This window comes from Pseudoalteromonas sp. TB64, assembly GCF_000498095.1.
GTDB lineage: Bacteria > Pseudomonadota > Gammaproteobacteria > Enterobacterales > Alteromonadaceae > Pseudoalteromonas.
The window spans coordinates 1-16,359 of record NZ_AUTQ01000131.1 but is presented as its reverse complement, the minus strand read 5'-3'; the positions used below and the strand labels follow the sequence as shown (position 1 = coordinate 16,359).

The 16,359-nt window shown below is 37.6% G+C and carries 10 protein-coding genes; 8 read left to right on the top strand and 2 right to left on the bottom strand.

Translation table 11 applies throughout. The annotated features are described in order from the left end of the window. The coding region (locus tag L647_RS0110345; protein ID WP_024610111.1) for an IS30 family transposase at nucleotides 1-669 on the top strand (669 nt) is incomplete at its 5' end. A 238-nt stretch (nucleotides 670-907) separates the two neighbouring features. Next, nucleotides 908-2,647 carry a cyanophycinase gene (locus L647_RS0110340; RefSeq protein WP_024611055.1) on the top strand — a complete coding sequence of 580 codons (1,740 nt, stop codon included), beginning with the start codon at nucleotides 908-910 and terminating at the stop codon, nucleotides 2,645-2,647. Nucleotides 2,648-2,991: 344 nt separating this feature from the next. Here L647_RS0110340 and L647_RS0110335 read toward each other — a convergent pair whose 3' ends face one another. Then, on the bottom strand, nucleotides 2,992-4,008 hold the full coding sequence (locus tag L647_RS0110335) for a LacI family DNA-binding transcriptional regulator (protein WP_024611054.1): 1,017 nt from the start codon (nucleotides 4,006-4,008) through the stop codon (nucleotides 2,992-2,994). Between the two features lie 139 nt (nucleotides 4,009-4,147). Here L647_RS0110335 and L647_RS0110330 point away from each other — a divergent pair, with 139 nt between their 5' ends. The 4 genes from L647_RS0110330 (at nucleotide 4,148) to L647_RS0110315 (ending at nucleotide 10,634) form a co-directional block, all read left to right on the top strand. Continuing rightward, nucleotides 4,148-5,938, top strand: coding sequence for a hypothetical protein (locus L647_RS0110330; protein ID WP_024611053.1), 1,791 nt, complete (start codon nucleotides 4,148-4,150; stop codon nucleotides 5,936-5,938). Between the two features lie 57 nt (nucleotides 5,939-5,995). After that, the gene (locus L647_RS1000000124975; RefSeq protein ID WP_024611052.1) at nucleotides 5,996-8,062 is read left to right on the top strand and encodes a DUF4962 domain-containing protein; all 2,067 of its coding nucleotides are present in this window, start codon (nucleotides 5,996-5,998) and stop codon (nucleotides 8,060-8,062) included. Nucleotides 8,063-8,137: 75 nt separating this feature from the next. Then, nucleotides 8,138-8,905, top strand: a complete 768-nt coding sequence (locus L647_RS0110320) for a 2,5-didehydro-3-deoxy-L-galactonate 5-reductase (protein ID WP_024611051.1) — start codon at nucleotides 8,138-8,140, stop codon at nucleotides 8,903-8,905. Between the two features lie 397 nt (nucleotides 8,906-9,302). Next, nucleotides 9,303-10,634 carry an MATE family efflux transporter gene (locus L647_RS0110315; protein ID WP_024611050.1) on the top strand — a complete coding sequence of 444 codons (1,332 nt, stop codon included), beginning with the start codon at nucleotides 9,303-9,305 and terminating at the stop codon, nucleotides 10,632-10,634. 137 nt (nucleotides 10,635-10,771) lie between these two features. Here L647_RS0110315 and L647_RS0110310 read toward each other — a convergent pair whose 3' ends face one another. Next, nucleotides 10,772-13,696, bottom strand: coding sequence for a TonB-dependent receptor (locus L647_RS0110310; RefSeq protein ID WP_253948856.1), 2,925 nt, complete (start codon nucleotides 13,694-13,696; stop codon nucleotides 10,772-10,774). 450 nt (nucleotides 13,697-14,146) lie between these two features. Here L647_RS0110310 and manD point away from each other — a divergent pair, with 450 nt between their 5' ends. Both manD and L647_RS0110300 read left to right on the top strand, forming a co-directional pair. After that, nucleotides 14,147-15,364: a D-mannonate dehydratase ManD gene (gene manD, locus L647_RS0110305; RefSeq protein ID WP_024611048.1), complete on the top strand. Its 1,218-nt coding sequence runs from the start codon at nucleotides 14,147-14,149 to the stop codon at nucleotides 15,362-15,364. Between the two features lie 55 nt (nucleotides 15,365-15,419). Continuing rightward, on the top strand, nucleotides 15,420-16,359 hold a 940-nt coding region (locus tag L647_RS0110300; RefSeq protein ID WP_024611047.1), incomplete at its 3' end, for a Gfo/Idh/MocA family oxidoreductase.

Below are 16,359 nucleotides of genomic sequence, written 5' to 3'. Positions count from 1 at the left end.
AAAGAAAGTGAACGGTCTGTCAGCCATGAATGCATTTATCTGTATATCTGGGAAGATAAAAAAGCAGGTGGTGAGTTATACCTACATCTGCGCCGACACGGTAAGAAATATCACAAGCGCAGTCATGGTAAAACAAACCGAGGGCAAATAAAAAATCGCGTTAGCATTGAAGAACGTCCACAAATAGTTGATGAGAAAGGTCGTATCGGAGATTGGGAAATAGATACCGTTATAGGTAAAGGTCATCGAGGCGCCCTTGTTACCATTGTAGAGCGGGTCACCCAATTCACTGTATCAACTCAGGTGGCAGGCAAAACAGCACAAGCCGTCACTGCGGCGACGATAGAACTATTAAGGCCATATAGGTCAGCGCTTCATAGCATCACGGCTGACAATGGAAAAGAGTTCGCTTATCACGAGCAAATCACAGAGGCTTTAAGTGTACCTGTTTATTTTGCTCACCCTTATCACTCATGGGAGCGCGGATTGAATGAAAACACGAATGGATTACTACGCCAGTATTGGCCGAAGAGCACAGATTTTAAGACGGTAACACCAGCGCAAGTTATACCAGTACTTGAGCAACTTAATAATCGTCCGAGGAAGACACTAGGATTTGAAACGCCTGCAAAATTGATGCAGGATCACTTGGCGGCTAAAGCCGCCTAAACGTTATGCACTTCAGATTTGAATCCGCGACACAAAAATAATAATTTTTAGCATTTAATAGTAAAGTTCTAATCTATTTTAAATTAAGTGTAGATTTTAATATGAATTTTTCCAGTGACTTTACTCAAACATATATAACTCTATAAATTATTTAGCATGTATAAATATATATTTAGGCTAAAGTAGCTAGCTGTTAGACTATTCGTTATTAGTTTCATTTTTTATTAGAGTTAACATTATGATATGTGGATTTTTACGTGATCAAAAACCTAAATTATTGAGTGCGTTAGTTGCATTACTTAGTACTGGTTTTTCAATAAGTGCAGTTGCTCAAGAGCAAAGCCAAACTTTGGTTTTAGTAGGTTCAGAACTTAAAACATGCGCTAGTGTAAATCCTGAAAACTGCCAAGAAGGGTCCATTTTAAAAGGGAAGCTACATAATTTATATACGGTTAATGACCCTCAAATTAAAAAAATAATGCAGCATTGGCCCACTAATAATGAAACAAAAGCTGAGGTACTAACAACACTTAAAGCAATACAATTTAAACAATCAAAAAACATATCAAAAACTGATTTATTATGGCTTTGGCGCGATATAAATAACCAGCAACTCGAAAACCTTTCAAATCAAGAATACAACTTTATATTTGATATGTTAGAAACCCCTTTGCTGAATAAAAATAATAAACGTATAAAAGCACAAGCAAACAATGAATTTAATAATGAAACGGCGACAAATAATATTCTGCAATTTGTATCTGGCAGTTTAAAAGTAAATAGCAAAGCCCCAACCATGATGGTTATTACGGCGGNCCCTTACGCTGCAGCCGATTTAGCACAAGCACAACTATCATTACCTAACATAAATACGCAGTGGTTAGCATTAACGCCTGCACTTGCAAAAGCAATTACCAGTAATTCGTGCGGCAACTTGCCTGCATTTAGAAACACTTTAATGAATGTATATAATCGAGATGCTATCTATCCCGATTTAACCCAAGCAGAACTTACTCTTTGTAAAAATGGAAGCGATGCACTTGTTTCTCTTATAAAAAACACAACAGGAGTTATGTTTAACGACGGTGATGCTAATTTAATGCGTAGTGTTTTATTTGATCAAAATAATAAACCTTATCCATGGACTAAAGCACTGCAATCACGTCCTGTTATTGTAAGTACGGGCGCGGGCACTGCTATACAAAGTGGCGGTAATATTATTGATGATAATGAGAGCGCAAATTCTAAAAACACAGTGGCTATGATCACCGGTGGCAAAAGCCTTATAGCACTTCGCGATGGCATGATTAAACCAAAAATAGATAAAGCGAACGTTGATAGTGAGGTAACTGATACTGAGCGCCTTGTATACAATCTTGCAGGTGGGCTAGGAAGTTTTAATTACGGTGTACTTGATACAGAGTTTAGTGAGCAAAATCGCACGTTTAGACTCACATCTTTACTTAGTAAAACTAATGCTGATAATTCAGTAAAGCAAAATGGCTTTGGTATAGATGAAAATACTGCTTTGGTTGTTATTAAATCCCCTGGCGGTAATTTAATGACCGTAATAGGTAAAAGTGGTGTAGTGCATTTAACATCTAATAATGAGGGAAAAACTGAAGGTAAAACTAAAACGAGTAGTAAAAAATACAGTTACTCGTACTGGCCTGCAGGTAGCGTAATCGATATTACAAATAACGAGTATACGCTAAGCGAACGAACCATTAACCAAGCCCTCCCGAGTATTAAAATACCGCCATTACCAGTGCAACGCTTTGGAACAATTTTAACTAATTCAAAACTTCGTTCACTCACTCAAGCTATGTGTTTAAGCCAAGAGCAGAGCGTAGTTGCACAGCAAGACGAGTTTATAATTAGCCTTACTGCAACCAAGAACACTGACTATTATCGTGTAAATGTAAGAGAGTTTGGGTGTGCGGTGAGTAATTTAGATTTAGCAGTAAGTACGTTTTAGTATTTACTAAGCTTTGGACTTTAAGTACTTCAGCCTATTAGAGCTTTGATAACGCTAAAGTACTTAACAAATAGATTTTTTATTTGCAGCGTTAGGTTATAAACCTTACGCTGCATTTAAATAATCTCTAGCTTTAAATAAGTAACCTGAGTACAAGATAATAAATTTACCTCAAGGCGCTTTTTTAGCGCTAACCGTGCTGAACTTACTTGCATTGATGCGTAAATTTGCCTTGTTCCCACTGAAATCTCTTAATTGGGGTTCAGGTTAAATATAAACCCCAAGCAGGACTACTCGTTAACTTAAATTCAAGATAAGCATGAATATCCTAACGACAATCCAAGTCAGCTCGCTATACTTTTACACGAGTCTCTTTTAATAAAAGAACAAGGAATAATAATTTTTTGAGGCGGCATTTCATTGTCGTTAATGTTATCAAGTAATAGCTTTGCTGCTTCTCTACCTACTTCATAAGGGTTTTGAGTTATTACTGTAATAGGTACTTTTAAATACTCTGCCATAGGCAATTCGTCAAAAGCTAATAATGAAACATCGTCAGGTATTGAGATATTCTCGTTATTAAAAGCAGTTAATAGCTCCGTAGTAATAGGCAAATGCTGTGTAAAAAATACGGTTGGTGGGTTAGTCGCTTCAAGCATGCTTTTAGGCGTTTGCTGAAAACCTAACTTACGATCCCAATATTGAACTAATTGTTCATCAACAGGAATTTTGTATTTTTCTAAAGCATCTACATAGCCTAAATAACGATCTTGTCTTGATTTCATACTTTGAAAATCTTGAGTAAGAAAACAAATACGTTTATGCCCTAATTCAATTAAATATTCAGTTGCTTCAAATGCTGCTTTTCTATAATCGGAAACAATTATATTTTTTTCGTTGCCATCATGTTCTAGCTGAAAATGAATAATAGGTAAGCCGTTATTAATGTATTTATCAATTAATTTTGTATTTTGACCTGATGAAGCAATGATAATTCCGTCTACACGTAATTGGTACAATGTATCTAAAGACTTAGCTTCAATCTGCGGATCGACATCCGTATTGTATATTAATACGTTGTAGTCATTTTTTTTACAATAGTCGTCAATCCCTCTAATTGTACGGCTTGTATAAAAGCCCGTAATGTCCCTTACAATTACGCCTATTGTTTTCGTTTTATTCATTTTTAAACTGCGGGCAATAGGGTTTGGCACATAATCAAGTTCTCCTATAGCCAACTTTATGCGTTCTTTTGTTTTTTCTGACATGTAATCAAAACGACCATTAAGGTATTGAGATACTGTACTTTTTGAAACGCCGGCAAGGTCTGCAACATCGATCAATCTTACTGTTTTTTGCATGTATATTTTCTACGAAAGTCTAAATACTTGAATGTTGACATTCTGCAATATTATGATAATTTAATCAACTAAACCGATTTAGTAAATGGGTTTACTTTCCATTGTCAATTAAATTAAACATAACTATAAGGCAGAAAAAGTGGAAATTTCGAATGTTGAATATCTAGTGATCGTTGGATACCTTTTACTGATTATTATAGTCGGTCTTGTTTTCAAAAAGTTTTCGAGCAATACGGATGACTATTTTAAAGGAGGCAGTAAAGGGACATGGTGGCTAGTTGGTAGTAGTGCTTTTATGAGTGCTTTTAGTGCGTGGACTTTCACCGGTGCTGCTGGCATTGCGTACGAGTCTGGATTTTCGGCTATGTTTATCTTTTTTGGTAATGTGCTTGGTTTTTTTGTTAACTATTTATTTATGGGACCTTGGTTGCGCCAAATGAGAGTAACCACCTTTCCAGAAGCAATTGCGGGTCGTTTTGGGGAGAAAACTCGTGATTTTTACGCATATTACGAAGTACCAATCCGTATTTTATATTCGGCTATGGCACTTTACGGTTTAGGAATATTTTGTTCAGCCGTTTTTGGCTACGATATTAATTACGTCATTGTTGTATGTGGTGTTGTTGTGCTTCTTTACTCTGCAACTGGCGGACGTTGGGCTGTTATGGCTACTGATTTCTTACAAGGTTTGATATTGGTGCCACTTACTTTAATTGTTGCCTACCTTTGTTTAGATGCGCTTGGAGGGGTAGATAACTTATTTGTTAAAATTGAAGAAAAAGGTTTAACCGAAGAATACAGCATGATCAACTCAGCCACGCTTTTCGGTGGAGCTTATACATGGGGCTGGGCCAGCGCGATGATGGCAAAACAATTTATCGTATTTAATTCTATGAATGCGGCACCGCGTTATTTTTCTGTAAAAGACGGGCGAGAAGCCAAAAAAGCAGCTTTGCTGTGCTCCGTGTTAATGCTGTTAGGGAGTTTTATTTGGTTTTTACCACCTATTACTGCTCGGCTTTTATATCCTGATTTGGTTATGGCTTTCGACATTGCTAAACCTGCAGAGGCGAGTTATGCGGTTGCAAGTATTAGCTTATTACCTGTAGGGCTTGTGGGGTTAATTGTTGTTGCGATTCTAGCTGCAACAATGAGCTCTATGGATACAGGACTCAACACTAATGTTGCCATATTAATCAAAGATATTTATCCCAAAATCTCACGCCGATTACGTTGGAAAGCTAAAGGAGAGTCTGAGCTATTAAATTATGGACGTACTTTAACGTGGGTAATGGGTTTTTTAATTGTTTTATTAGCACTTTATTTTGCTCAACAAGATGGTTCAGGAATATTTGAAATCATGTTGCAAGTAGGCACCTTACTTTCTATGCCAATTACAATTCCTTTGCTTTTGGGTATGTTTATTCGACAAACGCCGTGGTGGGCAGCCCTGTTTTCTATAGGGTGCGCGTTAATTTTTTCTAGTCTAGCGTTTTTTGAAGTACCACTTAGTTACCTTGGTTTTTCACAGGTATACAGCGATGGTTTTGAATGGAATTTTCAACAGCAGTTTTTCGGTGTTTTAGGCTCTGGAACATTTGGGTTTTTAATATCGACACTTTTTGCACCAAGTCAAAATTCTACTCATCGTCAAATGGTTGATACGTTTTTTACTAAAATGAAAACGCCTATCGATTTTGAAAAAGAAATTGGTGAAGGCAATGATTTAAGCCAGCTAACAGCAATTGGGCGCTTTGGTATTGCGGTAGCCGGTTTTATAGCGTTGATGTTAATTATCCCAAACCCACTAGAGGGCAGAATAGTTATTCTGGTACTGGCAGTGATAATTGGAGTAATCAGTATATTAATGCTTAGAGCGGGTAAAGAGCCCGTTGTTACAACCAAAGGTGTGGCATCACAAATAAAATGATGAGGATTATTTCCTCAAAAAGTTACTTATTATCACTTTTGATCACAGGATTTAACAATGAATTACTTACTTATTAACGACCAGCTTGACGTATTAAAAGCAGATCTAAAAACGTGTCGTAAAGAACATTTAACTCGACTGTTAGAGCAATGTCGTTCGTATGAAGATGAAGTTTTATCAACAGAGCATCCCCATACGAGTATTACTTATATAGGAATGGCTGCTGCAAACTTAAGTTTGGCTTATTTATTAACAGAACAAGACCATTATTTGCAAGAAGCTAAGCGTTGGATTTTTACAGCGGTTGATTACGATGTATGGGGCTATGGTTTTTTAGTTGATGTAGATTTAAGTGCATCGTGGTTGCTGTACGGTTTGGGGCTGTCTTATGATTGGTTAAAAGATCACTTAACAGATGAAGAGCGTAGTAAATTTCTTAATAAATTGATTTTGCAGGGCAATAAAATTTTTGACTACGGTCAAGACAATCTAGGTCATTGTTGGTCTACTAATTATTGGCAAAATCATAACTGGATTAATTATTCAGGTTTATTAACCACAGCTTATGCAATCCGCTCTGAGCATTCTGGGGCGCAGGTATGGATTGATGAAATAAAAGATAACTTCGAAAAAGTATTTGAATACCTGCCAGAGGATGGATCTAACTACGAAGGCACCGGCTATTGGAGGTACGCAATTAACTTTTTCCTGTCTGCTGCTGATTATATTCGTGAAGATGGTGGACCAAATTACTTTGAAGCAGGCTTTTTAAAAAATTCATTTGATTATCGTATTTATCAATCAGCACCTAATTGGGAAGAAAACATTAACTTTGCAGATGTGCATGATAGAAGAAGCTCTCACTCTATTTCAGCCTATTACAAAATAGCATCAGAATATAATAATGAGCAGGCGCAATGGCTAGGTGAAATGGTACGAACCAAGTTCTTGTTTAGAGAAGCTTATCAGAGCAAAATTTTCCCTGGTATTTTACCTGAGGCCTTTTTAGAGCTAATTTGGTTTAATCCAAAAATAGAGCAAAAGTCACCTCAAAGCCTGCCTTTAACTAAGTACTTTCCTGATCTTGGTCTTGTTGTTATGCGCTCTAGTTGGGATACTGATGCAACGCATCTTTCTTTTAAATCAAGCCCAGCAGGGGGACATAAACAATGGGAGCTAAGCTGGAAATTAGATAAAGAAAATGATTGGAAAACACGCAGCTTAACTCATTATCATGTTGATTTTAATCATTTTATATTAATTCATAATGGAGCGTCTTTAGCTATTGATGAGGGCTACAATCGAACATCTAAAGCTGAGGTACATAATTTAATTACGGTTGACGGGACAGGTTGCGTTGGAGAAAAAATATGGGAGGAAGGTGATTTAAGTGACCCACAGTTATTTGATTTAAATTGTAAAGGTATTCATAACGTATGGAGAGACGTACCTGAGGAGGCGATAGCAAAAATAGAAGCGTTTTCTAATGATAATGGCTATACCTATGTTGTTGGCGAATCGAGTAAAATGTATTACCCAGAGATGAAACTAACACGTAATGCCCGACATATTATTAATAGTGAATGTGGTTATTTTATCTTTTTAGATGAGCTAGAAAGTGAGCTAGAACACATATATACATGGAGAATGCACTCAGAAAGATATGCAAATCAAGTAAGCCAAGACCAGTTTGAAATTATAAATGGGGCTGGTGCACTTAACGTATTTACTGTATTTCCACAAATCCGCTTAACTAACGTTGATGAAACCCTAGTTGAAGAAATAATGACGCCGCAACGACCAGATGATATTCGTCGAATTAGTTTAAAAACATTATTAATTGAGAATCCTGAAAAAAATAAAAATAGTTATTTCCTCAATGTGCTTCAGCCTAAAGATGCAATTCAAAGCGATTCGAGCAGCGAGATTTTAGTTAAGCCTATTAAAGGCGATAGTTTTATTGGTGTTGAAGTAACTTCGAATGATCATATTGAAACGTTTATTTTCTCTAATGAAAATAAAATAGCTTACAAGGATATTCAATCAAAATCTAAATGGGTGTCTATATTAAAAGACAAGGCAGGTAATGTTGTTAAAACAACACATTACGATGGTGTTTGTTAAATATTTATAGCAAAGGCTGCACTTTAGATTTATGGATAGTTAATCGCTATAAATAACGATTAGGAGAAAGTAATAATGTTAGAAAAATTTAGTTTAATAGGCAAAACGGCTCTCGTTACAGGTTGCAAGCGCGGGATTGGTAAAGCAATTGCACTGGGGCTTGCAGAGGCAGGNGGAGCCGATATTATTGGGGTTTCGGCCAGCTTGGAGTTACAAGATTCCGACGTTGAAAAAGAAGTAACCGCACTAGGGCGTAGTTTTAAAGGCTATCAATGCGATTTTTCTGAACGCGATGCACTTTACTCGTTTATTAAAGAGGTTAAAGTTGACTTTCCTAAAATTGATATTTTAATAAACAATGCAGGCACTATTTTACGCGCGCCAGCAACAGAGCACAGCGATGAGATATGGGATAAAGTAATTGATGTTAATTTAAATTCTCAGTTTATCCTTAGTCGCGAAATTGGTAAGGAAATGGTTGAACGTGGTGCAGGTAAAATTATTTTCACTGCATCATTATTAACTTTTCAAGGGGGCGTTACTGTCCCTGGGTATGCTGCGAGTAAAGGTGCGATAGGGCAGTTAGTTATGGCTTTATCTAATGAGTGGGCGGGGCAAGGCGTGAATGTAAATGCTATTGCACCTGGGTATATTAATACTGACAATACTCAGGCACTTCGAGATGACCCTGAACGCTCCGCATCTATTTTGGCACGTATTCCACAAGGCCGTTGGGGTAACCCTGAAGACTTTAAAGGACCCGCTGTATTTTTAGCGTCAGAGGCTGCAAGTTATGTAAATGGCACTACTTTATTGGTTGATGGCGGATGGATGGGTCGATAGCAAATTACAAACTATCGATTAAGTCTAACAAACCTGAACTCTGGATAATAAATTTAAATATCAATTATAATTTAATACGTTGGTAAATCTCTTAACCAGAGTTCAGGTTAACAAGTATTTGTTTTATGCCTGCCTTTTTGAATAGGGCAGGTACATGTATTTCTATCGGTTATCATAAAAGCAATTCAGTAAAAATAATCGTTATTATTTTAGTTGATCTGGCTGGTCGGCTTTAAACCCCTTTGTTAGTCGTTCACGGCGAGTATAATAACGGAGTAACAAGAGGGTAATATAGATTATAGACAATGTATTAATCAGTGAATCTACTAATAACTTATCCTCTTTCTCATAATTATTTAGCTTTTTTGGAAGTTATTTTGATAAAGGTAATTTCTCAATGAATCCCAGTGCGTATGTTTGGCGTAACTTTGCATTAGCGTGGCCACTCGCTTTTAATGCATTGCTAGTTCAGTCGATGTTGATGATTGATACATTGCTAGTTGCGCCCCTAGGAGAGCTGCCCGTTGCAGCTATGGGTATTGCAACGACTATAGTGGCATTTGTACTGGGGCTTGAGATTGCCATTGGTAATGGTATTCAATTACTTGTAGGCAGGGCTTTTGGATCTAAAAATAAGGTCGATTTAGCAATTGCTTATTGGTCTGGTTTATTAATCAATGTTTCTACTTCATTAATCTTTTTCTTTATTTTAACCTTTTGGAGCACTGAGCTGGTGGCTGTCATCACTGACGACAGTGATTTAGCGCAGCTGGCAGATAAGTACATATCAATTACCAAATATATTGTAGTGGTAACTGCATATACTCAAGTTTGTACCGCTTTTTGTAATGGTAAAGGCGATTCAAAGGTGCCGCTAAAAGGTTTTATGATTGAGTTACCGGTTAATGCAGTCCTCAGCTATTTTTTAATAAATGGGTTTGCAGCACATGAAGGGCTTGGTGTTGAGGGCGCTGCTTGGGGTAGTTTGATTGCGGTTTTATTAAGAGCGATATTTTTTTATTTTGCTTTAAAAACGGATGAAAAAATTGATTTAACATATCCTAAGCACAAATATTTTTGGACAGAAATTAAAGGGCAATACCGTGAAATATATCCTATTGCAGCCAATTTTTTTGTTCTCTCAGTTGGGGCAACGGTTTATCAGTTGTTGTTTGCTCAGCTAGATCTTTTCTCATTTGTTGCTATTACTCTGATTTTTCCTTGGGTGCGTGCTGGCACGCAATTTCCTAATGCTTGGGCTCAAGCATCGGCAATTAGTATAAGCCAGGCTTTGGGGCAAAACAAAACCGATAATCTGACGTTATTTATTACTCGTTGTACACAAGTAGGAATGGCGTTGTCGGTGATTATTGCAGGGTTGTTTTTTGTGCTTAGTCAGTGCATTGAATTTGTTTATCCAGATATTGACCCTGAAACGAAAATAGCATTAATGGTCATTATGCCTCTGTATATTATTTTGCCCGTTATTCGAGCGTATAATACCGTTGCGGGTAATATTCTTCGAGCATTGGGCAATAGTAATTTAGTTCTTAAAATTCATTTTATAACGCAATGGAGCATATCGCTGCCAATTTGCGCATTATTAGTTTTGTACTTTAAAGTCTCTATTTTTTGGGCTTTTGCAATGATCCCCATCGAAGAGCTTCTCAAAATAATTCCGTTTTACCGCTACAAAAAAGCTTATATGAGCCGCTTACAAACAACATAAACAGTGAGTTGATAATAGTAATATTGGAGGTGTTTTAAAGGGGGTTTACGTTTAGTGAGGTACGGATATTTTATTGTTATAAAACTCTGTGGTAGGTATTGCTAGTACCACAGAGCTTAAAGTTTTACAGTGTTGTATTAAAACCGGTAACTGGCTCCTAAAGTAATACGACGCTCTGTTAAACCTTGATAACAAAGTAATCCGCCTTCATTAACGCATGATTGTGTTATATCTGATTCAGTAAGATTTACAGCTTCAATACCCACATTAAATTGCTCGTTAATATCGTAACTAATGCTGGCATTAAGTTGTCCTCGGTCCTCTTGTACAACAGGAAAACCCCACGGGAAGCTTGTTGTGCTACCAAAGTCTTCTGACCGATATGCTTCGCGCCATGTGTAGCGAGCTCTCGCCGAAAGACCATATTTTTCGTAGTAAAGAGTGAAGTTGTAAGCATTCTCAGATAAATCAGTAAGCCCTTGCACACGGGTAACGTTTATACCTTCAATACCTGTTGTTAAAGCAAAAATATCATTTGCACGACTAGTTGCTGTATCAAATGCTTCACCACCTGAGAACTCTTGCTTAGTATAGTTAGCAATAATACCAAACCCAGAAGCCCAGCCTAAATCGTCCTCAAACCCTGCGAGGTCATATTGAACGGCTATTTCTATACCTTTTTGCGTGGTTTCACCTGTGTCGTTTATAGTGGTCGCAAAGGGAACACATACACCTACGCCAATATCAGGTCCAAATACATTTATATCTGCAATAGGGTTATAAATACCACCCGCTTCACATGGATCTGTTAAATCACGATACCCAGTAGTAGAGTCTTCACTAGGGTCTTCTTGTTGGCTAACATGAAGGTTACTACGCTTTTTATGGAATATACCGACACTTAATACACTCGCTTGGGCAAAATACCATTCTGCAGAAAGATCAAATGAAGTAACTTCCTCAGGTACTAAATTTGGATTACCGATAGCCACAGCAGGGTTTGGACTGGTATCAAATGTGAATGAGGTCGATAGATCGTCAAAATCAGGACGTCGAATATCTTTACCCCAGCCCGAGCGTATAACTATATCGTCAGTTAAATCAACGCTTAGGTTTACTCTAGGTAATAGGAAGTCATAGTCACCAGTTGTTGTTATTTGTGAAACTAAGTTATTGCCATTGGCATCTGTAGTTGTTGAATTACCGACAGATTTAACGTCAGTTTTGAGGTAACGTGCACCAAAGTTGCCTCGAAACATATGGTATTCAAAATTAGCTTGCACATAAAGCGCATTTGTTTTTTCTTCAATATCAAAAAATCCGTCAGAGCTTGATGTTGGTGCATTGAGCGCAATAGAGCCACCAATGGTATCGATAGCGCTTTGTAATATAGCTAAAGCATTATCTTGATCATTAGCAACAATTTCTGGATTAAGTTGTAGGTAATCGCGGACAAATAACTCTCTTCCATCAGCGTCGTTAAAGTTAGTGGGACCCGCAATTAAAAGCTCCGAAAATAGATCCCCAGATGGGCTGTCAGACATGTTTCTTAAACCAATACTGCTAATAACAGTATCTTGCACGCTTGATGTTTTACTATAACGGTAACCAAAATCGACTGAGGTTATAATTGAGTCAAAGTAATAGCTAAAATCTGTACGAAATGCATCTTCACGATTTTTAGCCGTGCTTTTACCTATCTCCACATCACGTAATACAGTATTGCTTGGGTCAAGTAATTGAGCGCTTGTTGGTGCATTTGCTTCACCTGATGCTATGCCAAATGCGAGCGAACCGCCTGTCAGATCATATTGAAAAGGTGTGCCATTCTCATTCGATGCATTAGATGCAACATTTGGATTAATAAAATTAAGAGTCGAGTTAAAGCTAGGCGTAGTTGTATCTGATTTTGACGACGAGGCTTCTATATTTATTTTAAGGTTATCGCCTTGCCACTCGCCACCAATTCTAAATATTTCGCTTCTGGTTAAACGTGAGTTTGTATCACCAGAAAAACGAAGATTTGGATCGGCACCGCCATCTTCAACCGGAATTACCCCTTTAACAGCAGCTTGAATAGAACCTAGATTTTGGCCGTCTATTACGCCAAAATTAACATTTTCAAATTCAGTAGGAATTGACTCGCTAATCAGATCGCTCACACCAGAGGCTTGTACTCTTGAGCTTTCTTCTCTGCGTTCTTGATCGTTAATAACAGCATCAAAATATAATTTGGTATTGTCATTTGGTGCCCACTCTATAGAAGAGGCTATATTGATAGTTTCAGATTCGTAATTATCATAATCTTGAACAAAAAACTGTATAGGCAAAAAATCAAATTCTTGAGCGCTATTAGCACCGCTATTTGATGCTACTGAGTTGTCTCGATCAGATCTGGGGCGAAATGCTGTTGCTTCTTGCTCTGCATAGTTGGCACTGATAACAACACCAAAAGTACCTAAGTCAGTGTACCAATTATCTCCAAAAGTACCTGATATTCTAGGTTTTAAACCACTATCATCTGACAGGCTACTATTTTCACCTTGTACTCTTAAAGTTGCTAATGTGTCACTTAATTGAAGAGGGCGGATAGTTTTTAAATTAATTGTTCCACCTACAGAGCCTTCAATCGTTTTTGCCTCGGAAGCTTTAGTCACTTCAACTTCGGCAATGATTCCTGCAGAAACATCTTCAAAGTTTATACCACTTCGACCAGTACCTGAGCCTACAGTAGAAACGCCATTTATTTCTGTTCTATTAGCGTTGGTGCCGCGAATTTGTACACCGGTTCCTACTCCTGCTGTTCGGGTGATTTGTATTCCTGTTACATTTTCAAGCACTTCAGCTAAGTTTTGATCTGGTAACTTACCAATATCAACGGCTTTAATTACTTCAACAAGATTATTAGAATCGCGTTTTTCTAAAAGGGCGCTGGAGAGTGACCCCCGGATCCCACTAACTTCTATTACTTCTAATTCAGGGGCATTTTGTGTTGATTGAGCTTCTTGTGCTGAAGCAGATGGGGTCGCTAATAATGTGGCCAAAGCCGCACTATAAAGCATTGTGTGTGATCTGCGGTTTTGCAGTACAGAGCTTATTTTATTTAATTTATTTTTCATAAATTCCTCTTTTACTACGTGATGTTGTATTTAGTGTTTATTTAAATAAATCGTTTATAAGCGTAAAACCACAAACAAATCGTTTTACTAAACCGATTTACTTAAGAGAATTTAACATGTATTAACCAAATGTCAACATTCTAACGATTAGACCTTTGTCATATAAAAGCCTTAAAGAAGATCCGAAACGCTACAAGGTTTTGAAGTTATTTTGTTATGTTTTTATGCCAATCAGTATTTATATTTTTATCGGGGAGGGTGGCTACAGATCTAGTTTGTGGTTTGCTCGGTTGTAGAAATTTAGTTGACCAAGTCATTTTACAACAGTAAGATAATTGCTTAGTAAACCGATTTAGTTACCCTTAAGATTGGTAACCTATACAAGGAAAACCAATGAAAATTAAAGAAATAAAAGTATTTGTGTGTAGCCCCGGAAGAAACTTCGTAACGGTTAAGGTAATCACCGACGAAGGTACTTATGGTTTGGGTGATGCAACAGTAAATGGTCGAGAAATGGCCGTAGTTGCTTATTTAGAAGAACACGTTGCTCCTTGTTTGATTGGTCGTGATCCGCAAGAAATTGAAGATATTTGGCAATACTTTTATAAAGGTGTTTATTGGCGAAAAGGCCCAATTACAATGGCAGCTATTGCTGCAATAGACATGGCGCTTTGGGATATTAAAGGCAAAGTTGCTAATTTACCTGTGTATCAATTGTTAGGTGGTAAAAGCCGCAAAGGGGTTACGTTTTACGCACACGCTAACGGTGAAAATATTGACGATACATTAGATAAAGCACAAGAGCATATTGAAAGTGGTTTTAAAGCGATTCGTTTACAGTCAGCCATCCCAGGCTTAAAAGTAACTTATGGTGTACTAGGTGATAAAAAAGATTACTTTGAATTACAAGGTAGCCGTCCGTTACCCCCAGAAGAAGAGTGGTCAACCGCTAAATACTTTAACTCAATTGTTGAGCTATTCAAAAAAGCGCGTGAACGCTTTGGTTACGAAGTACATTTTACGCATGATGTTCATAGTCGTTTAACTCCCATTGAAGCTGCAAAGCTAGGTAAATTATTAGAGCCATACAACTTATTATTTCTTGAAGATGCAGCTATTGCAGAAAACCAAGACAGCTACAAAATTATTCGCCATCACACTACCACTCCTTTAGCTATTGGTGAAACCTACAATACTATTTGGGATTGCAAAGATCTTATTCAAAATCAGTTGATTGACTATATTCGTGTCGCTGCAACTCATGCTGGTGGCATCACTGCACTTAAAAGAATCACCGATTTTGCCAGTGTTTACAATGTTAAAACTGCACCACATGGCGCGCCTGATTTGTCACCTGTGTGTTTTGCCGCGCACATGCATTTAAATATTTGGGCGCCTAATTTTGGTATTCAAGAATTCGTTGGCTTTGGTAACGAAGCGTTAAATCGCATATTTAAGCATAACTTCACTATTGAAAATGGCATGGGCATGATGAGCGAAGCACCCGGTTTAGGTGTTGAATTTGATGAAGAAGCCGCAGCACAGTACCCATACAAACGTTCGTATTTGCCTATTAGCCGTTTAGAAGACGGTACTCTTTGGAACTGGTAGCGCATAAAAATAATGGTTGTAACAATAAATAATTTAAAAGAATTAGGATTAAGACATGAGTAACAAAGTAAAAGTATTAATACACGGAACAGGATTCGCAGGTCAAGGTCACGCTGAAGCTTTTAGGTATGCTGGTGCAGAAATAGTAGGAATAGTAGGAAGAACACAAAGTGTGGTTGAGCAAGTTGCTAAAGACATGGATATTCCTTACTCAGGTACTGACTGGCTAAAGGCACTAGAGGACTGTAAACCTGATGTTGTATCAATTGCTACCCCTGGTGGCGCGCACGTTGAGCCAATAAAACAAGCGATTGGTTTTGGCTGTCATGTTTTTTCAGATAAACCACTGACTGCAGATGGCAGTACGTCAAAAGAATTATACACATTAGCGGTAAAAAAAGGGGTGAAAACAGCCTTCGCTTCAAGCTTTAGATACATGCCTGAAATATTACACGCAAAACGGTTAGTTGCCGCCGGCGCAATTGGTGAGCCATTAGAAGTTGAATGTATATCTCACTTTAATTTAGAGCGTGATATTCCCTTTGGTTGGTCACATCGTCAAGAAGAGGGGGGGGGTCGTTTAAATAATAACTTTACGCATATGATGTCTATTGTAACGTCTGTAGTAGGTGAAAAAATATTATCAATTATGGGTGAAGTACGTGACGACTTAGGTAAAGCACCTATTGTTGAGGGCGTTCATAACTTTAAAACCCGCCGCGACTTCATCCCGCAGGACATTAACGATCCATCATTAGAGTGGGGCGAATCAAACGTTGAATGGTCATATAACGTGCTAGCTCAATTAGAAAGCGAATTTGCTAAAAAACCGGTTTCTGTGATGTTTAAACATGGTGGTTTACACCCTCGTTTTAACGAAGATCATATCGTTTTTTATGGTAGTAAAGGCGCTATTTATATTAAAGGTCATTACGGAGCTGGTCCGCTTTATTTATATGGTGAAAACAATGGTGGTGACCATAAAGAATGGCTAG